Genomic DNA, 22915 nt, shown 5'->3' with positions numbered 1-22915 from the left:
GGTGGTATATGGTTGCCCCACGTGAAGCAAAAGAAACAGTGCAATTCATTGACAAATACTGCGAAGGATACAGAGACTTATTTCCAGAAGTGAGAAGCTTTGAATACTTTTATTTTTTCCTGTTCGATCTGGGAGCGTAATTCTGGTCTGAGGGCCTTTTCTGTTACTAGGTCCACGGCACAACCTAACAAGTCTTCTAGATAAAACTGCACTCCGAAATACCGGTGGGATGTGGCAGGCCCATCGAAGCTGACGAGAATATCTACATCACTATGGGGACCAGCTTCATCCCTTGCGGTGGAACCAAACAGTGCTAACTGGGTAACACCAAAACGAGATTGTAAATCTGGTTTACTTTGACTTAGCAATTGCAGGACTGATTGGCATTTCATTGTTCATCAATAACATGAACCACTGAGGGACTATTCCGCTAATCCCAATACCCATTGCACTAGGGTCCGTACTGGATAGCCCGTGGCACCAGCATTGTGAACTCCATTTTGCTTATCAGTCCACACAGGCCCTGCAATGTCTAAATGGGCCCAGGGAGTTTCCTTGATGAATTGTTGTAAAAATAACGCCGCTGTAATGGAACCACCGGAACGGGGCCCCGTATTTTTCATATCGGCGATCGGGGATTTGAGACCTTCAAAATATTTGGCTTCCATGGGCATTTGCCAGAATTTTTCCCCCGCCTTATCGGCCGCCACTTTGAGTTCATCGGCCAATTCCTGATTGGGACTCCATAAGCCACCAATGTCATCCCCCAGAGCTACAATACAGGCCCCGGTTAATGTGGCTAGATCAACGATCGCCTCTACACCGAGTTTTTCCGCAAATACTAGGGCATCGGCCAGGGTAAGGCGACCTTCCGCATCGGTATTATTTACCTCAATGGTTTTGCCGTTGGAGGCGGTGAGAATATCCCCTGGGTGCATCGCCGTGCCACTGATCATATTTTCCGTAGCGGCACAAATAAAATGTACTTCTACGTTAGGTTTCAATTGGGCGATCGCCTTAGCAGCCCCGAGGGTGGCACCGCCGCCCCCCATATCCATTTTCATCGTTTCAATGCCACTACCTGCACCTTTGATATTTAAACCACCAGAGTCAAAGGTGAGACTTTTGCCGACGATCGCCAACTTTTTCACCGGATTAGCAGGGCGATAGGTGAGATGAATAAATTGCGGTGGTAACTCGGAAGCTTTCGCCACCCCCAAAAATGCCCCCATGCCTAGGGCCTCACATTCTGTCTGCCCCAGCACTTCCAGTTCTAAGCCGTAGGTCTGGGCCAATTCCGTGGCAATTTCCGTAAAGGTTAGGGGGGTGACTTCGTTGGCCGGAGCCGCCACCATTTCCCGGGCCAGAATTACCCCGGAGACAATTTTTTCTGCTTTACCAATGGCTGTTGACTGTTCCCCCAAGCCTAGCAATTCCACGGTGGTCAGCTTAATTTCCTTATCTTCAGGATCGGACTTGAAGCGATTATCTTGATGCAGGGCTAGTAAAATTCCTTCGGTCAAAATTGCCGCTGTTTGCGCTGGATCATGCTCCCGTTGGGGCAAACTCACCCCTAGGGTTTTAACTTTTTCTCCCTTGGCAAGCCTGGCGATCGCCGCCGCCCCATCTCCTAACACCTGGCTGTTAAATTTTTCAATTTCCCCCAGTCCCACTAGAATCAGCTTTTTGATTGGGGTTTTACTGCCCACCCGAGCCACCAACTTTTGTCCCGCTTTACCCTTAAACTCCTTTTCCTCAATTAGTTCCCGCAACACTCCTTCCAGGCGATCGTCCAATTGGGCTAGGTCCCCAGTAATTTCCGTTGCATTTTCAAAAAATCCCAGGGCCAGGGCGTCCCCTTGCCAAGTCAAAGCTGTGTAGTCGGTTCCGCGGATCTGCATCACTATTTGTTTCTCTGTTGAGGGACTGTCCGTCCCCTATTTTGCCACACTCCCATAACTGCTGGCGATCGGGCAGTTAATGCCCCGGTTTATGGATTTGTCCAAAGAGCTTGTCAAGGTTGATACTTCTTGGTATGTTGTTAATGCGCTAAAAAAGCCGGGATAGCTCAGTTGGTAGAGCAGTGGACTGAAAATCCTCGTGTCGGCGGTTCAAGTCCGCCTCCTGGCATCGTTAAACGCTAGATATATCAAGGGTACAGCCCCTAAACACCATGGGTGGATTATGGCAAAACTGCCATATGACATAATCTGCCATAAAACTGCCATAAACTAGTCTTCCCTGCCATCACGGTAATGGGATTCGATCGCCGTTCCTAATCCCCTGGCCCCCATGCCGGCCAAAAAATTGGCCATTCCCATCAAAGCTTCCGATCGCTCAATGGGTAAAAAGACCGTGGCCACTGCTAAAGCCACCCCAATGCCAATCATGGCCAAACTGGCCCATTCAGGATCTAAATCTCTCACAAATGTTTCCTCGCTAATTCGGCGATCGCCCCGGCCCGATCCATACCATTCACCACCCGGCGGGCATTATAAAAGTCGGATTTAGTGGCGTTGACAAACTCTGGCAAACTGCGGCCGGTAAATTTCCCCCATCTCATCCCGTGAACCAGGATGAACAGCGCAACATTAGGTTCACAGGCCAACTCTGGTTTACCGACCAAATCAATACCCAGGATTTTTCCATAGCGGGCATAATTGCTTTTCCAGGTGAGCTGTACGAAGCCTCTGCCGTAATAGGTTTTGCCGGTCTGGGGGTCGGGCCTACCATAGCTCCTTCCGTTACCCTTTCCATACTCTTCCAATGGACGAAAAGTTGAAGCAGTTTCATGTTGGGTAGTTGCCAGGACATAAGCTTGCTGATTTCTGTGAATAAGCCCATGTTGATTACATTCCCAGCGAATAGCGTCAATAACGCCTTGTCGTGTCGAAAAATCATGGTATCTGCCTTCTTCCTGCTTTTTAACAGCGGCTTTGAGAGCGGCATAACTGCTCGGGCCAATCAGATCAATTTGGTCGGGGTCATGGAGATGAACCGATTCTTTAAACTGCGCCCAAGCTTCTATGGTCTTTGGCCCCAGTAATCCATCCAACGGCCCGGGGCTAAATTTTGCCGCCAATAGCCATTTCTGGAGTTGAAGCAAATCCGAATCGGTCAATTTTTCCAAGCTTACGGGGTGAACCACTGGGTAAATGGAATTAATCATTTTAGGCTCTGTTTTAATTCCGCTAGATCTTCTAAAAGGCTTTGAAGTTTAACTTCCACCGTGGTCTGCCGCTGTTCGTAAACCCTAGTCAAATTGGTGATTTGAATACTGAAGCCGATCACCCCGATAACTACGGTGATCACTGTGGCGATCAAGCTAGTCTTGACCCATTCATCGCTTTGGCGGTGATGTTCTGATTGTTCTTTTTCCATGCCTAGCTGGTGGCGATGTTTACTTCTAAAGTTTGGGTGTCGGGGTTAACCGCCATTTCGTATTCGATCAAATAGGTTTCTTGAACAACCCTAAGTTTGCTGATATCCGTTGATGCAATGCCAGTGATCGGATTGGTGGCATCGTACCAACCGGCAGGAATGGCAAAGCCTGTCATTCTCAGGGTTGCTGGATTGGTGCGGGTGATAATTGCCGTGGACAGGGTTGTAGTTCTAGGGCTAATGGACGAAATAATTCCCGCCATTAATGCGCCGATCCAGCGTCTAGCGTCGGTTTCCACACTGGCGATCGCCGTTGCCCCGTAATTCTCAATCCAACTATCTGGAATCAGAAAACCCGCCCCGGAAATTGCCCCTTCCGCCGCTACTTTTTCGCAGTCGGGCCAAATATCAGCCAGATAGACCGCCCCAATCCCCGCCTCAGATCCGATGGTGGCTAGGGGAATGGTGGTAAGGGTTCCCGCTTGCAAATTCAAAAGAAATTGCAGGGTCAACCCCACCCCTTCAGTGAATTTATCCGGGCCGGTTCCCACTGGTGCCGACTTAACTAGGTTGATAATTCCCAAGCTGGGCACCTGGGCCAGGGCGGAATAAATCGAGTTAAGTAGGCTGTAAACCTGATGGCTGTCTAAGGTGGCTCCCGTGGTGGAAAGTTCAGCCAAAGCCATACCCGGCAAATCAGCCAAAGGAATAAAAACCCCAGCAACCACTCCATTTTCTGCTCCTGCCTCTACTGGCTCAGTAAAAACGTCAAACATTGTTTAATTCCTCGGCAACCCTAATGGCGATCGCCTCTAATGTTTCTTCTGATAGGCTCAAAGCTTGTCCCGGTGCTAGTTCAGCCAAGGTTAGATCGACAAGGGGAATATTTGTTGACCAGACTGTACAAATCCAGGTAATGTCAGTTTTCCAACGGCGATCGCCTCTAATGGCAATCCGGCGATCATTGGTGGCCGGTGTCTCTGGAAAATAAAAAATTTGGCCCCCTCGGTTTGTGCTGGGCCATAATCTCCTAACCCCGAACAATGTAAATGGATGATACTCGGCTTGGGCAATTAATCCGTAGAACGGATAGGGTCGCCAGTCTGGATCACTTGGATCGGGAACATTCATCAATTGATGTGTGATTCTCACATAGTCCCCTATGACAGGTTGGGAAAGTTGCCAATCTTCAGAAGTAACAATTAGTGAGTTTTCAACCCATGTAGGCATTGCAGTAAACCTTCCAATTCCTCCATAGTTTCCACAGTCTCAAGCTCCGGTTCTTCCGGTTGACTGGCCTCCATTTCCTCAAGCCTTGCATCATATTCTCCCGACTGGAAATAATCATCCAATTCAGATTCAGTAACCGGAACAGCTAAATTTTCCGCTGTCCCTGGCCTCACCACAAAATGGTAAGTTTCTCCGTCTTTGTTGGCGACATCTTCAACACTGGGGGGACGGCCAGCGAAAAACTGACCGTACATATCCCCAAAAGCTGGATCGCCAGGAAGAATAAGTTCCCCAGCCATTTTTAGCCCCCACCGCCGCCGTCGGCGATCGCCTCAAAATCGTAAAGGCGTAAGGAATAACCTTTGCCCGCAAGGTTGTCAATCACACTGGCTTTGGCGCTAAAAAACGTGCTACGGGTGCTACCGGCAATGCGTTTTGTTGCCCTGGGCAATTTAGGCTTGTTAATTCCCCAAACAACTTCCGACACATCATTGGCAGTTAAGGCATTAATCCCCAGATCCGCTGCCACGGCCTGATATAAGCTCCTGGGCATAATCCAGGCATATTTAATCGATCCGCTCTCTGACGGAACATCGATCCAAACCGAAATGTAATTAGGGTTAGAAGTTGGCCCCCTTAGTGAATATCGAGGAGATTGCACTTGATATTCGTCATTGCCCTTTAATGCGTTAACTTTGTTGTCTGAACAATAGGAAGTATTAGTTGTGCCATCAGCATTAAACTTAGTAACCCGGTGGGGTTTTGGAGCATTAATGCCGAAAAATATGCCTTTTGTCCCAGGGGCAATCTCCGTAATACCGCATTCAGACTTCAGCGCTTTAAAAGTGCTGGTACGGCACTGGTAGCCATACTTTAAACCTTGCCCCCCAACTTGGATCGTTACAAAAGCGGGTGTGGCTTTCTTTTTCTCTGGGCTAGTAGGTGCGCCAGCCATAATTTATTTTCCTCAAAAAAACGTTTGCCTGAATTTTTAAATTACTTATTTACTTATTCTCCTTATCCAAACTGACCTTGAATGTTGTTAGGGTCAACGGTGTACTGAACTCGAACTATCCCAGCTAAAGGTACGCTCAGGGTGTCGGGGTCAAATACTCCAGTGGAAGCCAAGGGGAATGCCGCTAATTGCTCATCTGCATCTACTCCGGTGTTTACGGTCACCTGGGCCGCCGCCGCCAATTGCCGTAACTTCCAAACCGCCTCAACAACCTGAGCATCGGTTAATCCGGTGTAGGTATCTCCGGTTAATGCAGAAAGACTTAGGGTAATATCCCCTGCCGCATAAGTAAAAACCGGTGCTGTAGCTTGGTCGTTAATCTGCTCAAAAGTGAGGTTAGTAATAGCTGCCATTGCTGAAATTCTCCTGAAAATGGATTAGGACTAACCCCCTAAATCTAGCTCTCCCACTCTTAAAAACGGAATAGCTAGAATTATTCAAAGACCATACGGCCCCTGGGGGCCGCATGTAACCTTGCCTCCCCTACTGCTACCCAGTAAAACCCTATGGATCTAATTGTTTACCCGCGTTTGTCCCAAGAAAGTAAGTTAGCCATTAAGCGCAAAAAATGGCGATGGGGCAGGGATTATACGTACAAGCCCCGCCCCCGTCTCATTAACCGCTTGAGTAGAGAATTAGCTTGGTCAGCGGATAGGGTACAAGCTCAAATCGCCAAAGAGCGGGAATTTCTGCTCAAATATTCCAACTACTACTAGCCGTTAGGCCCCGGAATTCTGAATAAATCAGCTATTAATTCACTGTAGTTATCGGGTCTGGTGGCAGTATGCAAAGGGATTAAGCTTTTTTGCCGACGTTGGTAAACCCCGCTTAGTTGTGCAATCCCCGATTCTTCGCTAAGCACTTTTTGCTGATTAATGATGGTCATTGCCCAAGGGTAAATCCTAGTGGGTTGCTTACGCAGTGCTTCTAGCCGCAGTCTGCTTCCTTCTCGTTTTTCTTCAGTTACCGTAATCCCTAAAATTTCTTCGTTTGAGAGCGTAGCTAACATTGTTATGCGATCAACCGCGTCCGCATCTGTGGCAGCCCAAATAAACATACTATGCCCCCCAGATAATTGAGCCTTAGCCTTATATCTACCCCACATATACCCATTTGCTCCCCCTACACGCTGTTTAATATCAAGCCAATTCAGTCGCCCCCTGTCCACGTTGGGGATAGTGATTTGTACTCTTTTTGCCTTAAATACGCTTTTCTGTTTACTGGACATAATGATCCGCAACTGGATCGACATTGGTGGCGATTTCATTGCTTCTCGTACAGGTTCTCCTACCCACATCCCCAAATCCCGTTCTTCGAGTAATTGGTGTTGTGCCAAGGTCTGGACAATGGTGGGCTTAATCAGTTCCGCTGGCCCCGCAATAATGATCTTTTCTTCTTCGTTGTCCCGATTAGGCGTAATCTCTACAAATTCCTGATCGCCTAATAGTGAAGCTTGTCCAAGTTTTTGTTCCATCATGTATTGGTCAGCGGTATTGGCGACCACATAAAAAGCTTCAGAGCAACTATCAAAAAATTCTTCAATCAATTCTTCAGTGAAATTCTGAATTAATGGGTTTTTGATTGACTCAATCCAATTGTCTAAGGCAATCGCAAATGACCAAGGTTTGGTTCCTTTCTCTCCCCATTCCTTAACCCTATCAGTGTTAATTCCTAATGCTTCTCTAAATACTTTCCCTCGTCCATTGGGGTCTAACAAAATTTCCTTTAACAGCCTTCGTCCATTTTTGTAGGAAGTGATCAGGGTTTGGCGGAAAGCCAACTGGGCCGCCTGTTGAACTAGCACCCGTAAATTTGCCATGAGTTCATCCAGGGCTTCTTCCCCAACCTCTTGTAATACTCGCAACGCCAAGAGCTTGTTAAATTTCATCATGATCAGCCCAGGGCCAGCCCCGCATACTGCCCAACCAACGGCATTACCAATGGTTCCGCCCAGCGTTCCCGCCAACAAGTTCATATAAGCCGCATATTGGGCATCCAATTCCGCATCGGTGGCGTTCCAATTAAAGTTCCAAAGGAATCGCACCCCCATTTGAACCTGGGTCATGATGCTGGTAAAAGTCCATTGAAGTCCCCCGCCAATGGCGTTTAAAAGGAAGCCAGAAACCCCTGCCCCCAGCTTGTTAACTTTGTTCCAAATTCTGACCAGTATGTTACCGTCGTCATTTTCGTTCTGGGTTTTTGCGCCGCCGATCGCCCGGATACCATCTAAGGTTCTGGTGGCCAGAGTACGGATTTTGCCGGAATTTAAATTGCTTAGGGATAGGTTAAGGCTACTCATTTGATTAATTTGATTAAGCTGAATCTGTAGTTTGAGAACCCAACCGTTTGATCCGTGGGCGTTGTCCCAATTCTCGCCCATAGGGTTTGGTTATGCCGTCGGTGGCCCAAGCTCCCTGTCCAATGAAGCCATATTCCACATCTTCTAAGAAGCGGTCAAAATCGTCTTTTTCCCTTGGCTGATCTGGCGTTCCGTCTCCGTCTTTGTCAGGAGCTTTAGGGGTAATACCCATTTCCTTGGCAAAAGCCCTAATGCGGGAAAGCATTTGTCCATCAGTTTTACCAATGCCCTCAGTTAATGCCGCTTTGACAATGGCATGGATCTCTTTAATGAGTTCAAATTTGGCTTCAAAGGTTAGCTTGTCACTAAATTGAGGCATTCCCGTGGGTACTTCTGTCGGTTTTAGTAACTGTTGCCAACTGATGGGCTGATCTTCCTTGGTCTGCAAAAGTGGGTTGTAAGTGTACTCAACGTTTTGCACTACATCCTTGGCTTCAAAGCCCAAATAGTCCGCCACGGCTTCTATCCAAGCATTGGCGTTAACTGCCACGGCTTTGGTACTGCCTATTTCAGTCATTGTCCTAGTAAGCATTTCCACCGCCAAATCGTTGGTGGTTTTCTCTGCTAAATTAATTCCTAATATTTCGGCGATCGCCTCTGCCAAATTTGGAACCTTAACTGTTTTGACAATTATGCCGTTAGCTTCTCGATAGCTAACCATCTTGTCATTTTGAAGATAGAAAGGCAGATCGGAAATGTCAGGAGGGGGATTTCTTTTCCACTCTGCATATTCATCATTCATATCTAGCAGATCATTTTCTGCAATCTCCATGGTGATGGGGAATTTCCCGATCAGTTCGTCCAGGGCCTTGGTTAGCCATAACAGCAATTGGGGAATAGATTCGATGGTTTGGTAAATTTCATCATCACCTTTCCCCCGTAAATCTTCTGGCTCTAGCAACAAGCTAATAGGAACCTGAAAGGGGAACTGCTCGGTCGCTAACGCTCGTTGAATTTGCTTGATGCCACCGCCACTATTTTCCAAGACGATCCTAGGGATAGGTTCCTCTTCCCTTTGCATTAATCTGGCAATACTTAACGCTAATCCAGCCCCGCCCACCGCAGAATCAACTTCGGGTTGCCATTCGTAATAATTACGCTGATTGACGGCGGAAACCGGGATAATTTCTAATGCTTGATGGGTTGTGCCCCTGGGAATCATTGACAACGCATTGCGGCTTCTAATCCACATATTTGCAAAAGCATCCGCTGGAGCTTGCACACCATACATCAAGGCTAAGCCTTGGTTATAAGCCCTCAGATCCACCGCCCATAGCAACGCTCCTTGGTCATAAAAGTCGCCAATTTGGGGGCCAATGTTGGGGGCACCGCCATTTTTTGCTATCCACCACGCAAAAGCATCCGCCGAAGCTTGGAGTGCGGCTTGGGATTCACTAGCCTCCACCATGTAATCCCATTCAGGCATTTGCAAGGGAGCCTCGGAATGGTTATCCACCATTAATCGTCCAAACTGAAAAAGCCCCTTAACTGCTGTTGGTTGGTGTACCTCCGGTTTTTTTCGTAGTTGGTTATAAAGCCAAGGGCCGGGAAGCCATTGCCACCAATTAGGGAATCCTGCCTGATCCGGTTGGATATAGGTTTCTTCTTTCGGGCCTGGTGTTCGTATCGTGGGTGATGGGGAATAATTCTTCCCCGGTGGCGGTGCCTGGGGCGGCGGCGGCAAGGGAACCTTATATTCTGTGTCTCCCACCGGCTCATAGGCTTTAGGGGGACGATATTGATTGGTCTTTTGCCGTTCTGCTTCCTCAATGGCCCGCCTTTCTTCATCGGCGGTGATCAGTTGCGGTGTGAAAAAATCGGCGATCGCATTGCCAAGTTTCCAGCCCCAGAGAAAAGGATTAAGTCCCATAGTTTTTACCTTTGTTTAAGCACTAACACCACCTAAGTCAGGATCGGAGTCTGGCCCCGGTGGCGGTGGCGGGGCAGAATCATCTTCCCTAAATGCAATGGAAGCTCCCACCACCCGGCTTAAGTTAATTAGAATTAGCCCCATCAGACTGGCAAGGGTAGGAGATTTTTCGTCTAGTTCAGGGCACGGTATTACTCCACCCTCCCCCCCAGGAGCAGAAGGGGAAACGCCTTTCACCGCCGCAACGTGGCAAGGCAAACCTAATGCCCGGAGAATTTCCTGCAAAAGGAAAACTGTTTTTATGCTCTGATTTTGTAGCTCATTAATGCTTTTGGAGTGCGACCCCAACATATACAGGGTGTCTGCCAAGCATTCCCCCATGCTGTCGTAATAAACCGCCCCTGTCCCATCAACTTTGGGCACTATAATGTCCCCACCGCCCCAATACTTGGTCAAATCGTCCTGCATGGTGTCAAGAATCCCAAAAATATGGGGGACTCGCATTGCTCCCCCCGGTTGGGTGCTGGCAACTTGTAATTTGCCGTTCTCATCAGCGGTGGTGGTGACTTGCTTGGCCCTCACTTCAAACAAGGCATCACAGACCATACGTTGCCCGTAAGCGTCATTAACTTCCCTAACGGCAAATTGCCCGTTCCGTAGGCTTTGATTGGCGTTAATAGTCTGAATATAATCAGCATCAACCCAATTACTTTCTGGTTGAGGGATATTTTTGCCATCCTCATTAAAAGCAATTCCCATCGCATAAGCCAGAGTCTCTAAGTATCTGCCAAGGTTATTCAATCTCTGTTTTTCCGGATCTTTGGGGTGAACACCATAGCGATCAGCTTCTAGGGCGGCGTGAATTTCTTTAATTCTTGGTGAGTCTACCATAGACAATTCTTCCAAATATTGTGGTTGAGATTCTAAAAATTCTACTATTTCTTCAAAGGTAGCAGTTTCTTGTTCACTGTTAAATTCATTTATAAAACTAAAGCTAAGTTGATAGATATCATTTCTAGGTTGCTGTTGCTCGTCATCTAAGTATTCAGTGGTTACGCTTGCTGATGGTGGATAGAAAGTATCCCCACTTTTATATAAAAATATTGAAGTCATTACACCGTCAGCAAATACAATATCTAAGTTTCTATTAACGTCCACAACTTTAGGCATAGGCTTTTCTATTCCCGGTTCTGAAATGCTGGGTTTAAATAATGGTGAAAAACCTAAGTCGTCTACTTCATCAACTTCACCCCAAGGATTATTGTTAGCAAATAATAATCCCGCATAGTGCAAATTAGGAGAACGTTGCCCATAACCTATAGCCTCTAAAGTACCGTTAGCAGAAAATTGAGAAGTAGGATTAAGCAAGTTAATTCTTAGACTGTCTATAGTTAGATAACTTATGTCTAAAGCACCTAGCCAAGCCTGCAACCTTGCATCCATTACGTCATAAAGGTAGTCGTTAGTTTCGTTTTCTTCCTTTAAATGCCCATTGGTTATTACTAACGAAAAGTTAGCCATACCCGGAGGAACTTTAAAGGTGAACTCTGTTTCTTCATCAACACCGTTAGGAATACTTAACCTTTGACGTTCAAATATCTTGATGCTGGCAGAATAATTGGAAGTTGTGGAATTACGCACAAGCTTATCGCTATTACGGTCAGCAGGTATGCTTACTTCTTTACTTACTACCAACCATGTAAGGTATAGCGTTTTGTTGGGTTCAATAATTAACTCTATTTTTTCTGGCTCATTCAAAGGAAAAGGTATAGGACTTATTGCAGGTAACGGAGCTAAACCTTCATCAGGAACTAGCACCAGATTGTAAAAGGTTACAGTTAATTGAGATGACCAATCATTAGGTATAAGGTTTGTATTTCGATTACTGCATACGACCTTTGCAAAGTTATAAGCTTTTATACTCCACTCCTGACACCAAGGCAATTCATAGGGAACGTAACGGTCTATAACGTTCCAACCGTTAGTTATGAAGTGTGTAGGGTTAAAGTTTGTGTGATGCATACTCAGCAAGTCGTGAGTTTGCCAGTTATCCAAAATAAATAATGCAGGTTTAACATCAAATTCTATGGGGTCAAATTCTATAGTCATTTGTGGACAAGTTGGGAGAATAAAATTAAATTATTGATGAATTTTTATGGAACTTACCAAGCAAGAGCAACCCTCGTCCAGGTGTCAGTAGCCGTGCAGAGATAAAAGTAAGAAGCATCATATGCTATTGACCCCGGTGTTCCCGTAGCTGTAGCTGAAGCAGGGGGGTCAACAACTGTTGGCTTAAGTGCTAATTCTTCATCAACATAATCTTGGGTAGCAACAACATTTCCACGATAACCAACAAAAGGTTCATCAAAATACCCTGGATTACTGCCAGGAATTTCGTCGTCTATGGAAGCATCAGCATAAATATAACTACCTCCCAGCGCCCAAAATCTATCACCAGTAAAAGTGCCAATAATTTCGGGAGCAACAAATAAAGCATCCGAAGAATAGCGAACATAAATAAATTCAGAACCAAATGCAATAGAGACAAGAGCCTCTAACTTACAACCATAATCAAATCTTATGTAGGAACGATTGCTTATCCTGGCAAACCTCATAAAAGCTTTAGTAAATTTAATATGACCCAATATGTTTACATAGGAATCTTCATCAATGAACATCAATGTATAGTTTGTGCCCACGGGGTCAAAATACATATCTTGAAAAGCAACCCAGGTTCTATTCCCAACTACCACGCTATCAGTAACACGAAAGTCAGTAACATAAATTCGCCCAGAGCAACGATAAAATCCAAGCTGACCAACAATAGATTGAGGAACGGCAGTGGTGGCGGCATCCCACACAGCCCCTAAAATAGAAATCCTTTGAGCAGTGATGTCAAAAAAGTTGATAGTCCCATAGGAACCCGCAAGCAATTGAAAGGAAAGTAGCCAACCGTTTGTCAAAGTTGTACTTGCAATTTTCTTCATTTTGGCGACGGAAATTGGCGCACCAGATGTCAGCCCACTATTGGTATCTAAACCACTGGGGGAAACATAATAAAGAACATCAGCAGTTAAAACAGTTACATCAGGTATTACTAAATCATCTAACTTATTTAATGCCAGTTGTACATTCGTCTCAGAACTTGTTAAATGCTTATTAAACGATGAAACATTTAAAGAAACACCTTCGCCATTAACTTCTCCTATCTCCTGCTGAACAAATTCTGTGGGTATCCAAAATTCTCCATCCCATACCATTACTTGACCAACTTCTAGATCGGTGGTGTCAACGTCGGCTAAATCTTTATAAGCAATCTCTTGATAACCACCACCAATTTCTTCTTCATTACTACTAGCAGTAAATTTATAAAGTTTCCCATCTTCTTTAACGTAAATCGTGGTCTTACCAGGACTAGGAGCAGACGGTGTAGAAATATGCTCGAAAGTTAAAGTAGTGGCCGCCGATATTGATTTCAAACTTTCTAGCCATTCCGCCCTGGTGCCCAAGTAACCTTCATCTACGGCAATTTCATAAGCATCTTGGTTAATGGCCGCCACTGCCCCGGTGTTTAACTCCACATATTGACCGGCGATCCGTTGGCACCCGGCAATTAATTGAAAACCGGATAATCCGAGGGCTTGGCTGTCTGCGGGTAGTTGGCAATTGATTCGCAGTTGCCCGTCCCCATAGCGTGGATCGATTTGAATATATTCCCGGTGGTTGGGATGGAGGGAAGCGGATAGGGTGAGCAATGCCCAGGTTAATAACTGTTCTGCCGTGGTGAACGCTTCTGGAATGTCCAGGGCTGATAGGGCCGGTTCCAGTTCCAGGCTGGGGGGAGTGGTGGGAAAAGTGGGAGCCGATCCGGTCAAAAATGGCAAAACATTAGAGAGCAATTCCCCGCCGTCGTCTCCATAATCCCCTTCCAAATTGAAGCGACAGGAGAAGTTTATGGTTGTTCGCTCTTCCTGCTCCTGGGTTTCCTGATTGAATAATCGCCGCTGTTGGAGAGTAACCGTTATCGCCTCACTAACCGCTGAAGTGCTGGGAAGGTTGCCCAACAATTGGGAAAAATGCAATCCCAGGGCCACGATTAACCTTTCTAGGGAATCAATATTTGCATCAGCTAGGGCTTGGGCGGTGGGAATAGCAACCATGGGAAAACCTAAACACTAAATCAAGTGTAATGGTTTGCTGTATTACGCTACCAGTGGGGGCTTTGAAATTCGTGGGGAAATTTCTATGATTAGGAATTACCACCCCAAAAAATTATGTTTATTCCCCATTGGAAAGACTTACTTAAAGCCCTTTGGATCGCTGTTTTATTTGCAGGGTGGGCATGGATAGCAGACAAGATAATGAACGCTGAAATTCCCCGCTATATTGCCACCAATAATTTATTGCTTCTTATAGTGGTTTCCCTAGTGGTTTTGGTCTTTCCAATTTGCGGTGTTGCCGGGATACACCATTTTTTATTTGGCAAAAAAAGCTCATGGCTTCCGGCTTGGGTTCCCACTGGCCCCAGTTGGTGGGAAGCTTTTTGGGTTTGGTTTGCCGTAGTGCTGGGAATGTTCTTGCCTGTCCTAATTGGGCTTGGACTACTCATTGCTTGGAACTATGTAACTCAGTTTGCGGTAATTGATCTAAGAACCACCGTTGAAGAAGCGGGCAATAGTGATTGGTTTATTGGGTCATTAGGATTTGGCTCTCTATATGTAATGGCTCTGGTGATGAAGCTCCAACGGTGGAGCAACCGGCCCAAAGAAAAACCCCCAGCGGTAACTGAGGGGAACACTAAATAGATGCCGAACGGTTCGGTATCTAAGGATTGGGGAAGAAACCAAATTTAAGCACCGCCGCTGTAATGGCTCCAGTAATGGCCAAAATCAATGTCCAGATTTGCTTGTTTTGACTGTCTTCCAGGTTTTTGACTCTGAAATCTAGGGAGTCTAGCTTTTCCTCCATCTTGGCTTGAGAAACCTTGATGTCATTTAGACTTCCCTCCATCCGGTCTAACCGTTGCTCTAATCGGTCGAACCGTTGGTCTAGCTTGGTAAAAATCTCTTTTAGGTCTGTCTCAATGGTCGCCATTAGCTTACTTATATTGGTATTCTGCAGATTGTTCTGAAGCTCGGGGTGTGGTGGGTTCAGGAAATTTCATAATTACATCCTCCCAAGAGTACCCAGCCTGACTCATCAACCGGGACAACCTAATAAATCTTTCCAGCCAGTCAGGAATAAGCTTGCCGTTTTCTATTAAGGACAACTCCGAACGGTTACAACCGATGATCTCTGCCATCTCGGATTGCTTTAAATCCAGCTTGTCTCTCAATTCCTTAATCACTTTGGGGTCAATAATTTGGTTCGGTTGATATTTCTGTTGATTCATCCTACTATTTTTATGTTGGCTTAGCCAACACCTCCTAAAGTGCCAACTGAGGGAGAAACAACCCCAAAGCCCTATACCGCAAGACTTCCAATCACAACGGTATGGGCACGGGGTTACGACAAAAGCCCACTTATTACTAAGCGGATAATTCCATTATATTTTTCGCTGGGAATCTGTGGGAACCGCTCCGTTATCTCCTACTGCAATGGGGCAATGGCCCCTTTTCCCCTATGAACCTCCATTACTCACTTTTCCGCTGTCAGTTGCCCGACGGCGTGATTAAGATTCTCAACCTAGATGCCATTAGCCAGCTCACCATCTGCCCAGCCCATGATGTTGGCTCGGTTGACTTGGTGGATGGGGAAACGGTGTATATCGATTTGACAGAAGCTCAACGCCTGGAGCGGGCCTGGTCAGTCCACCAAACGGCCAAGTATGCCAGTTACCACGCTGGGGAATTCATTCCCAATGGCATACCAAGTTTTCCCCTCATCAAATCAGCCCTGTTAATTGATACCTATCTGGCTGATGCAGCTCACAATGCCCATTTGGTGGGGGAGGTAGGGGAATGAAGGGAAGACTTTTTAAAGAACAAACAGACGAGGAAAGGATATTAATTGACCTTTCTCGTATTGTTGTTATCCAGCAAGATTTTTTTAAGGATTCAGTACGAGTAGATTTCCTTAACGAGGGAATGCTTTATATCGACAACGAAATGGGAGCAAAGCTGATTGAAGCTTGGACCAAATTTTTAGAACAATAAGACAAAAAAAAAAGGGAGGGTTTAACGCCTTCCCTTCCCTATAAACCACCGTTTTGCACTGCTGGTTTTGGAATCTTTTACCGTACACTTCACTTGGCGATAATTATACCATGCAAATCGATACTACACAACATTATTTGCAACTCAAAGCATTAGGTTATAACGACGGAGATACTATCTACTATCGGGAGTTTCCACCCAAGGGTGGCAAGGGTTCTGCCGTGAAAAAGCAGAGGACTTTACCAAATATTTTACAGGAACAAAATGCCAATAAAGGACTGTATTTTGTAGTCAATGGTGGAGGACAAACAGATAAGGAAATTTCCACCTGTAGAGCGTTCTTTGCCGAATGGGACGATAGGAGCTTAGAAGAACAGGAAGAGCTATGGGAAAACAAGGGATTTTTGGAGCCTACTTTTCAGGTTAGAACCAGAAAATCTATCCATTGTTATTGGGTTTTGAGTGAACCCATCTCAGTGGAAGACTGGAAAATTCTTCAGTCCAATTTACTAAATCTCTTGGATGCTGATCGCACGCTGAAAAATCCTAGTCGGATTTTGCGAGTTGCCGGGGGTTGGCATATCAAACCAGGGGAAGAGCCGGTTAAGTGTGAGCTGATCAACCCCACCGATCACCGCTATAGCCAAGCAGAAATTGAGCAAGCTTTGGCATCCTCATCAATGCGGGTACCAAATTTGACAGACCATTTCCCACTGCCCCCACAAAAGTCAAAATCCAAACCAAGTAAAAAGGCGATCGCCGCCCCCCTTGAGGATTTGGAAAGGGATAAGGCTCTGGCCCTGGAAATTCTCGAATGTTTACCGCCCACGGTTAACGGTAGCGGAACCTACGCAGAATATAGAGAAATTGCCGTGGCCCTGAAAAATATTTTCAGCGAGCCGGAAGCAATCATGATGATGGCCGCCCACTCCCCAGAGCGGAACTGGCAACAAATTATTCCCAGCAGCAAGGGTGATTTTGGAATTGGCACTCTGGTTCACCATGCCAGGGCTATTGGCTGGGATTATCCCCAATGGTGGCGGGATGCAATGAAATCAGAAGCCAAAAAAATCGAGGTTTCAACGTCAGCCCCATTGCAGGAACCCAGCGAATATTACGATGATGACGAGGGCATACCGGGCCAGGAAGGCAAAGGGGAATCCTACAAAGATCCGGCTGTTTCTTGGAAAGAAAAAGCTTACCTTGACTGCTTTTCGGATGCGGAATATATCAGCTTTGGGGATGAATCGAAGCTGTCCCTTTACCGCTACAACGGGCAATACTACGAAAAATTTAGCCGTGCCGAAGCCGAAGCCCTTTTAATTGAATGGGCTTATCAAAATCCAGTGAAGGGGAAGTATGGGAAATGGGTGGCCGCCCATCTATCCCCCACTTCCATCAATGGGGCTTATGAATGGACGCTCAAGCGCAAACGGGTCAAAGATGAGCTAATTAATCCACCGGGGATAAACCTGGCCAATGGTCGGCTGATTATCCAATGGGATGGGGCAAAACCAAAGCCGGTGATAGAACCCCACAGCCCCAAAGTTTTCTATACCTATTGCTCCCCCGTCAAATATGACCCCAACGCCAACCCCGAAAACTGCGATCGCCTTCTGAGTTGTATCTCGCCGGCAGAGCAGACCATTTTCCTGCGATCCGTGGCCCTGGCGTTTGACCTGGAAAATTTCCGCCGCTTCACCGGCCGCCCCCGGGCTTTATTCCTAGAAGGGGTCGGGGAAAACGGTAAGGACTCCCTGCGGTTAGTGGTTGAACAGATTTTTGGCCAATTCATGGTGGATACTGCCCTGAACAATTTCTACCAATTTGAGCAAGGCCAAATCGGTGGCCTAGCAGATTTGGACGGGGCCCTAGTGAGCTGGGCATCGGAAAACAGCGACCAATACAAGGTGGAAAAACTAAAATCCCTATTCCGGCTCATATCTGGGGAACAGGTCAAAATCAACCCCAAGGGCAGGGATGAGCGCACAATCCGCCCCAATGCGGTCTTTTTCTTCAACGTCAACGAAGCCCCCCGCATGGATGGTTCCCTGAATGCCATGACCTCACGGTTTTGTGTGATTCGCTTCCAGAAATCCTTTAAGCGCAATCCCAACCCTGATGACGACCGGGAAATGCAAGCTGACCCCCGCTTTAAATATGACCCCCAATGGGTGGAAGAAAATGTTTCCCCCGCCTTCCTGAATCGTGTCCTTGCCGAAATTCCGGCGATCGCCAAAGATGGCATCCCCTATGAAGGGCTGGATCATTACTTCCATGAAATTCGCAAAAAATCCAATCACCTCTGGGAATTTGTGGAGGAAATGGGCATTGTCGAAGCCCAAGGCGAAAAAATTTACATATCTGATCTGTGGTTGATACTGCGTGAATGGTATGAAGCCAATGGAACGTTAGAAGTAATTCAGCCTGAGACGGACAAAGGACGACCTAAATTAATCTGGCACGAGCAATTAAAACGTTTTGACCGTCCAATCAAGGGAGCTAACCAAATTTTCGATGCTTTTAGTCAATTATTCCCGAAAATCACCAAGCAACGGGAGACGATGAAAAATTCTCGTACCGGTGCTTTTTATCTTGCTGGACTCAAACTAGATAAAACTGCTTCAACTGCTTCAACCTCTTATTCTGTAGGGGTTACAGCTTCAACCTCTTCTTCAACTTCCTTCAACTCTCTTCAACAAAATAAAGAAGAAGAAAAAGAAGAAATAAAGCAGTTAGAAATGGTTGAAGCAGTGGTTGAAGCAAATGTTGAAGCAGTTACAACCTCAGAAGTCTCTCAGGAAGCAAGGTTGAAGCAGTTGAAGCAATTTGAGGGGGTTTATACCTCACCAGAAGTTTCCAACGGGAAAAAAGTGGAATTAACCGACGTTCAAAAGGTGATTGGAAGGGCAATAAAAGCTGAAATGGCTCGCTTAAAGTGGGATGAAGCAGAAATGAAGCGTATTTGCCATGAAAGATATGGTAAAGCTGGCTTTATGCAACTTGAAGAGTCAGAACAGCTTGATTTAATCAATTACATGGAGAGTTGGAACTGATGAAAATGGACAATTCCCCGAGCGTTGACAAATTCTTAGGGCGATCGCCCTACCTTTTGATTAAATGTGCCCAAATGCTTCACGAGGGAAAATCAGATCCGCAGTTTGTAGCGAAGATCGCCAACCTTCTAGAAAATCAAGATGAGTTGGAAGTACTTGATATTCTCTTAATGGTGGTTGCCGCATCTATTGAGGAAGCCAGACTGGCCAAACAGATTAATCCGGTGAATAGCTCCGACTAGCCCCCAGGTAATTATGAAAACAATTAACGTTGATTTATCCGACATCCTCGAATTGATTCATTGTGCAGAAGTTTATGGATTTGCAAATCCTGTCTTACTTGAAGCTTTTGCTGAAATGGCAGGCAGTGTTTCAGATCAAGAAATCATAGAGTTTGCACAAGAAAAGTATTTGTCAGATGAAGCTCGGTCGCAAGGCTACAGTGAAGAAGACTACAAATCAGCAATATCTGTCTTAACAAACTGGCGAAATAAGTATTTTCTTGATCAGTCCGGTGAATAGCTCCGACTAGCCCCCAGGTAATTGCGGTAAATAGTCCCCGGTGAGTTACCAACATAACGGCTCACATCCGCCGGGGAATCCCCCGCCAAAATCCGTTCAGTGATGAAAGTGTGGCGGGTTTGCTTGGGGTTTCGGTATTCTATCTCTGGGAATTGTCCAAGCACCTGTGGCCAGGCACGGTTAGCAAAATTGTGCCAATCTATAAGCTTCCCTTCCGGTGATGGAAAAATAAGAGCAGTACTTATAGAACACCCCACAGCGGCGATCGCCCTTTCATTGAGGATGATCGTCCGTTTTTTTTGAGTCTTGAGCCGGGAGGAAAGCTCCCCATCGCTGTAAGTCCGTTGGAAAGTCAACTTATTGCCCCGTAAATCTCCCCATTCCAGCGGTATTGCCTCCGAGGGCCGGCAACCAGTGGCAAAAAGGAAATCCACCAACCGCCCATAATGCCCATAGTGGGGACTGGAGTAAAAACCCTGAATGATTGCCTCCTTTTCCAGGGGATTGAATGGGTTAATGTCTTCCTCGTCATGCTTAACGTGAATTTCCCCCGCCATGCCCTGGAAAGGATTAATCTCAATTAGCTCAGACTTCACCGCCCACTCACAGCAAGCATTGAGATTTTGCAGAATCTTCTTGGCCTGTTCCGTCGTGGTGTTAGCCACAATCCAATCCCGAATGGCGATCGCTTGGGATAACCGGGAATCTTCCAGCTTGTCCAAGAAATTCATCCGTCGTCCGTAGTCAATCTTGAGCGTGGTGGGGGCCAACTGGGGAGCCTTGAAAGCCTTGTACTTTTGCCACAGCTCCCTTAAATCTGCCTCCGAGCGTTGCTGTCGTAATTCCGCCAATCTGGCCTGGGCATCGTCGATCGCCAACTGGGTTTTGTGCAAGCTTCCCCCATACTTGGCCAAGGTTGGGTCAAATTGGCCCATGGCAATATCGGCACTGATTAAATTGGCCACGGCTTCCGCCCGCTTCAGGTCGAGGGCACTATCAAACCGTCCCCCAGGAACCGGGGTTAGGGCATAGCGTTTTTTCTGAAATGACCACCGGAGCAAGATGGCCCCGTTGTTATTCAGTGGGGTAATTTTCTTGGGCATGGGGCAAAATTCCTCGCAAAACTTAGAACGGCTTGTCCTAAAATCTGCCATAAAACTGCCATAAATGCTAAAAGCTCTCAGAGTAAAAACGCTGAAAGCCCCAATAAATATAGATTCTTATAATTTATGTACGAGTTCTGAAAATCCTCGTGTCGGCGGTTCAAGTCCGCCTCCTGGCATAACCAAACTCCTTATATAACTGTGCGGCGACACGCTGTGTTGGTCACCGGTGACATATTTGGGGGAGACGTTGTTTAATTTTACGGTAATGGCAGATTTAGCAAATTATCTAACTGGTTTAGGGTAACGGTTTGTTGCGAGTGTTAAGGGTTGGGAGTTTGTTGGGTAAGCTAATGATTGTCGGCTCTAAATTAGAATTCCTATGTCGGACGTGATGATCCGGGTAGAAAATTTAGGCAAAAAGTACATGATTGGCCACCAAGCAGAAGGACGGTCCAATTATGGGTTGTTGCGGGATGTACTGACAGATGGGGCCAAGTCCCTGGTAAAGCGGTTTATGGGCCGGGAAAAAGGCGATCGCCAAAATAGTTCCCTCCTCTCCAATTGATGAAATAAGATAAATTAAGTAGCAAATTTGATCAATATTTACAAGGATTAAAAATGGAAACCATTAATTATCAACAATTCTCTGAAAAACTGCCCACTTTGGTAGAAAAAATAGGTAATGAGCAAGAGCCTCTCTGTCTAGAGCTTCCGAATTCTTTACGAGCTGTTATTATATCTGAGCAAGATTACCGTAGTTTGATGGAAACTGTTTATCTGTTGAGTAACCCTGTTAATGCTGAAAAGTTATTAACTGCCGCTAGTCGATCAATTGATCAAGCTACATCGTGGACAAAAGTAAAAAATGACTTAGGACTATGAAGGAAGTTGTTTTAGATCCGCAGGCAAAGAGCATCGCCTAGTTTACGAAGTTACCGATGATTTCATTCGTGTTGTCAATTGTCGTTATCATTACCGATAGCATTAACCGTATTTCGGTCAATCAAGTAACGGTTTGTTACGAGTGTTAAGGGTTGGGGGTTTGTTGGGTAAGCTGATGAGTGTCGGTTTTGGATTAGGATTCCTATGTCGGACGTGATGATCCGGGTGGAAAATTTAGGCAAAAAGTACATGATTGGCCACCAAGCAGAAGGACGGTCCAATTATGTCGCGTTGCGGGATGTGCTAGCAGATGGGGCCAAGTCCCTGGTAAAGCGGTTTACGGGCCGGGACAAAGGCGATCGCCGTCCAACCCAAGAAGAATTTTGGGCGTTGAAGGATGTATCTTTTGAGGTGAAGCGGGGGGAATGCGTCGGCATCATTGGTCGTAACGGGGCAGGGAAATCGACGTTACTGAAAATCTTGAGCCGCATTACGGAACCTACCACGGGTAGGGTTGAGCTCCATGGCCGGGTGGCGAGTTTATTATGAAGTGGGTACGGGGTTTAATCCTGAACTAACCAGCCTGGAGAATATTCATTTTTTATAGGCAAAAGACTATGCAATCTCAACATATCATTTTAGAAACTGACGAACTGGGAAACATAAAAAATCCTCCTAAGCTTCCTCCAAATAAAAGGATAGAAAGTATTTTTCTGGTTGTTGAAGATATTAATAAATTAGATTCTTTAGTTAATCAACCTCATCCTGATTTGGTAGGCCAAGTCCAAATAGTTGGTAATGTTTTTGATAGTGTCCCCGAACAGGATTGGGAAATTTTGCAATGATTGTGATGGATACTCATATTTGGCTTTGGTGGGTTAATGGAAATTTTGATTTATTGGGAAAGAGAAGACTAGATATGTTAGAACAACATAGCGATCTTGCTGTCACTGCTATCAGCTGCTTTGAGGTGGCTTGGCTTAACCATAATAACCGGATTATCTTGCCTCAAAATAAAACAGAATGGTTTGAAAAAGCTCTCGTAGGATCGGCTATTTTATTGCTTCCTATTACTCCCAAAATTGCTGAAATTGCGGTTGAACTGCCAGAGCACCATCGAGATCCCCATGATCGTCTGATTATTGCTACCGCAATATTTTTTGATGCCTATTTAATGTCGGCTGATCAAAAGTTTCCTCGATATGAGGAGATAAAAAATAAGCTGGTATAGACAAATGTTTAGATTGAGACCATCATCCACTTGTTCTATTAGCCAGTCTAGAGTAACAGTTTATGACGATCGATCGCCTTTAGGGAAGGATTGGGTACACTGTTAGGT

Annotated in this window: 28 protein-coding genes, 1 tRNA gene and 2 pseudogenes; 14 read left to right on the top strand and 17 right to left on the bottom strand. The window is 45.9% G+C overall.

Translation table 11 applies throughout. The features are described 5' to 3' along the window. Positions 1-77: 77 nt before the first annotated feature. Both BWK47_RS07630 and BWK47_RS07625 read right to left on the bottom strand, forming a co-directional pair. Entirely contained in the window at positions 78-392 is a 315-nt protein-coding gene (locus BWK47_RS07630; protein ID WP_162328195.1) for a nucleotidyltransferase family protein, read from the bottom strand. Positions 393-422: 30 nt separating this feature from the next. After that, a complete protein-coding gene (locus BWK47_RS07625) occupies positions 423-1901 on the bottom strand; it encodes a leucyl aminopeptidase (protein WP_162328194.1) in 1479 nt (492 codons plus the stop codon). Between the two features lie 156 nt (positions 1902-2057). On the opposite strand from BWK47_RS07625, the gene BWK47_RS07620 reads away from it, so the two are divergent. Next, positions 2058-2130: transfer RNA gene (locus BWK47_RS07620), tRNA-Phe, on the top strand. Positions 2131-2231: 101 nt separating this feature from the next. Here BWK47_RS07620 and BWK47_RS07615 read toward each other — a convergent pair. The 8 genes from BWK47_RS07615 to BWK47_RS07580 all read right to left on the bottom strand — a co-directional run bounded on the left by BWK47_RS07615 (position 2232) and on the right by BWK47_RS07580 (position 5979). Next, positions 2232-2426, bottom strand: a complete 195-nt coding sequence (locus tag BWK47_RS07615; RefSeq protein ID WP_162328193.1) for a hypothetical protein — start codon at positions 2424-2426, stop codon at positions 2232-2234. Further along, entirely contained in the window at positions 2423-3169 is a 747-nt protein-coding gene (locus BWK47_RS07610; RefSeq protein WP_162328192.1) for a glycoside hydrolase family 19 protein, read from the bottom strand. The genes BWK47_RS07615 and BWK47_RS07610 overlap by 4 nt, the downstream gene beginning before the upstream one ends. Then, complete coding sequence (locus BWK47_RS07605) at positions 3166-3381, bottom strand: hypothetical protein (protein ID WP_162328191.1); 216 nt, start codon at positions 3379-3381, stop codon at positions 3166-3168. Before BWK47_RS07605 ends, BWK47_RS07610 begins: the two co-directional genes overlap by 4 nt. Positions 3382-3383: 2 nt before the next feature. Next, a complete protein-coding gene (locus BWK47_RS07600; RefSeq protein ID WP_162328190.1) occupies positions 3384-4157 on the bottom strand; it encodes a hypothetical protein in 774 nt (257 codons plus the stop codon). After that, positions 4150-4611, bottom strand: coding sequence for a hypothetical protein (locus BWK47_RS07595; protein ID WP_162328189.1), 462 nt, complete (start codon positions 4609-4611; stop codon positions 4150-4152). Before BWK47_RS07595 ends, BWK47_RS07600 begins: the two co-directional genes overlap by 8 nt. Continuing rightward, positions 4584-4910, bottom strand: coding sequence for a hypothetical protein (locus BWK47_RS07590; RefSeq protein WP_162328188.1), 327 nt, complete (start codon positions 4908-4910; stop codon positions 4584-4586). Before BWK47_RS07590 ends, BWK47_RS07595 begins: the two co-directional genes overlap by 28 nt. Before the next feature lie 2 nt (positions 4911-4912). After that, positions 4913-5566 (bottom strand): hypothetical protein, encoded by a 654-nt coding sequence (locus tag BWK47_RS16855; RefSeq protein ID WP_204250485.1) that lies wholly within the window; start codon positions 5564-5566, stop codon positions 4913-4915. A 62-nt stretch (positions 5567-5628) separates the two neighbouring features. Continuing rightward, the gene (locus tag BWK47_RS07580) at positions 5629-5979 is read right to left on the bottom strand and encodes a hypothetical protein (protein WP_162328186.1); all 351 of its coding nucleotides are present in this window, start codon (positions 5977-5979) and stop codon (positions 5629-5631) included. 153 nt (positions 5980-6132) lie between these two features. Here BWK47_RS07580 and BWK47_RS07575 point away from each other — a divergent pair, with 153 nt between their 5' ends. After that, a complete protein-coding gene (locus BWK47_RS07575; protein WP_162328185.1) occupies positions 6133-6342 on the top strand; it encodes a hypothetical protein in 210 nt (69 codons plus the stop codon). Here the strand turns inward: BWK47_RS07575 and BWK47_RS07570 are convergent. The 4 genes from BWK47_RS07570 to BWK47_RS07555 form a co-directional block, all read right to left on the bottom strand. After that, complete coding sequence (locus BWK47_RS07570; protein ID WP_162328184.1) at positions 6339-7691, bottom strand: hypothetical protein; 1353 nt, start codon at positions 7689-7691, stop codon at positions 6339-6341. The two genes, BWK47_RS07575 and BWK47_RS07570, sit on opposite strands and share 4 nt — an antisense overlap. A 247-nt stretch (positions 7692-7938) precedes the next feature. Further along, a complete protein-coding gene (locus BWK47_RS07565; RefSeq protein ID WP_162328183.1) occupies positions 7939-9855 on the bottom strand; it encodes a hypothetical protein in 1917 nt (638 codons plus the stop codon). A gap of 15 nt (positions 9856-9870) precedes the next feature. After that, positions 9871-11964, bottom strand: coding sequence for a hypothetical protein (locus BWK47_RS07560; protein ID WP_162328182.1), 2094 nt, complete (start codon positions 11962-11964; stop codon positions 9871-9873). Positions 11965-12017: 53 nt separating this feature from the next. Then, on the bottom strand, positions 12018-13949 hold the full coding sequence (locus tag BWK47_RS07555) for a hypothetical protein (protein WP_204250484.1): 1932 nt from the start codon (positions 13947-13949) through the stop codon (positions 12018-12020). Positions 13950-14216: 267 nt separating this feature from the next. Between BWK47_RS07555 and BWK47_RS07550 the strand changes: the two genes are divergently transcribed. Then, the gene (locus BWK47_RS07550; protein WP_162328181.1) at positions 14217-14660 is read left to right on the top strand and encodes a hypothetical protein; all 444 of its coding nucleotides are present in this window, start codon (positions 14217-14219) and stop codon (positions 14658-14660) included. 19 nt (positions 14661-14679) lie between these two features. On the opposite strand, the gene BWK47_RS07545 is transcribed toward BWK47_RS07550, so the two are convergent. Beyond that, entirely contained in the window at positions 14680-14949 is a 270-nt protein-coding gene (locus tag BWK47_RS07545; protein ID WP_237269938.1) for a hemolysin XhlA family protein, read from the bottom strand. 4 nt (positions 14950-14953) lie between these two features. After that, a complete protein-coding gene (locus BWK47_RS07540) occupies positions 14954-15247 on the bottom strand; it encodes a helix-turn-helix transcriptional regulator (RefSeq protein ID WP_162328180.1) in 294 nt (97 codons plus the stop codon). A 230-nt stretch (positions 15248-15477) separates the two neighbouring features. Between BWK47_RS07540 and BWK47_RS07535 the strand changes: the two genes are divergently transcribed. The 5 genes from BWK47_RS07535 (at position 15478) to BWK47_RS07515 (ending at position 19588) form a co-directional block, all read left to right on the top strand. Beyond that, on the top strand, positions 15478-15819 hold the full coding sequence (locus tag BWK47_RS07535; protein ID WP_162328179.1) for a hypothetical protein: 342 nt from the start codon (positions 15478-15480) through the stop codon (positions 15817-15819). After that, positions 15816-16010, top strand: coding sequence for a hypothetical protein (locus tag BWK47_RS07530; protein ID WP_162328178.1), 195 nt, complete (start codon positions 15816-15818; stop codon positions 16008-16010). Before BWK47_RS07535 ends, BWK47_RS07530 begins: the two co-directional genes overlap by 4 nt. A 110-nt stretch (positions 16011-16120) precedes the next feature. Next, complete coding sequence (locus tag BWK47_RS07525) at positions 16121-19066, top strand: DUF5906 domain-containing protein (protein ID WP_162328177.1); 2946 nt, start codon at positions 16121-16123, stop codon at positions 19064-19066. A gap of 5 nt (positions 19067-19071) precedes the next feature. Then, positions 19072-19308, top strand: coding sequence for a hypothetical protein (locus BWK47_RS07520; protein WP_162328176.1), 237 nt, complete (start codon positions 19072-19074; stop codon positions 19306-19308). A gap of 13 nt (positions 19309-19321) precedes the next feature. Next, the gene (locus BWK47_RS07515) at positions 19322-19588 is read left to right on the top strand and encodes a hypothetical protein (RefSeq protein ID WP_162328175.1); all 267 of its coding nucleotides are present in this window, start codon (positions 19322-19324) and stop codon (positions 19586-19588) included. Here the strand turns inward: BWK47_RS07515 and BWK47_RS07510 are convergent. Then, complete coding sequence (locus BWK47_RS07510) at positions 19573-20691, bottom strand: tyrosine-type recombinase/integrase (protein WP_162328174.1); 1119 nt, start codon at positions 20689-20691, stop codon at positions 19573-19575. The genes BWK47_RS07515 and BWK47_RS07510 overlap by 16 nt on opposite strands. A 382-nt stretch (positions 20692-21073) precedes the next feature. Here BWK47_RS07510 and BWK47_RS07505 point away from each other — a divergent pair, with 382 nt between their 5' ends. The 6 genes and pseudogenes from BWK47_RS07505 (at position 21074) to BWK47_RS07480 (ending at position 22807) form a co-directional block, all read left to right on the top strand. Further along, positions 21074-21259: a hypothetical protein gene (locus tag BWK47_RS07505; RefSeq protein ID WP_162328173.1), complete on the top strand. Its 186-nt coding sequence runs from the start codon at positions 21074-21076 to the stop codon at positions 21257-21259. 53 nt (positions 21260-21312) lie between these two features. Further along, positions 21313-21576 carry a type II toxin-antitoxin system Phd/YefM family antitoxin gene (locus BWK47_RS07500; protein WP_162328172.1) on the top strand — a complete coding sequence of 88 codons (264 nt, stop codon included), beginning with the start codon at positions 21313-21315 and terminating at the stop codon, positions 21574-21576. Between the two features lie 10 nt (positions 21577-21586). Beyond that, positions 21587-21676: pseudogene (locus BWK47_RS17385) on the top strand (type II toxin-antitoxin system YoeB family toxin); the annotation flags it as partial. Between the two features lie 290 nt (positions 21677-21966). Then, positions 21967-22086: pseudogene (locus BWK47_RS17380) on the top strand (ATP-binding cassette domain-containing protein); the annotation flags it as partial. A gap of 107 nt (positions 22087-22193) precedes the next feature. Next, a complete protein-coding gene (locus tag BWK47_RS07485) occupies positions 22194-22421 on the top strand; it encodes a hypothetical protein (protein ID WP_162328171.1) in 228 nt (75 codons plus the stop codon). Continuing rightward, complete coding sequence (locus BWK47_RS07480; protein ID WP_162328170.1) at positions 22418-22807, top strand: type II toxin-antitoxin system VapC family toxin; 390 nt, start codon at positions 22418-22420, stop codon at positions 22805-22807. Before BWK47_RS07485 ends, BWK47_RS07480 begins: the two co-directional genes overlap by 4 nt. Positions 22808-22915 lie beyond the last annotated feature (108 nt).

It is taken from the genome of Synechocystis sp. CACIAM 05, assembly GCF_010222815.1.
Taxonomy (GTDB): domain Bacteria; phylum Cyanobacteriota; class Cyanobacteriia; order Cyanobacteriales; family Microcystaceae; genus Synechocystis.
Note: the sequence above shows the minus strand (reverse complement) of the source record. Positions and strands in the feature narration are given on the sequence as shown.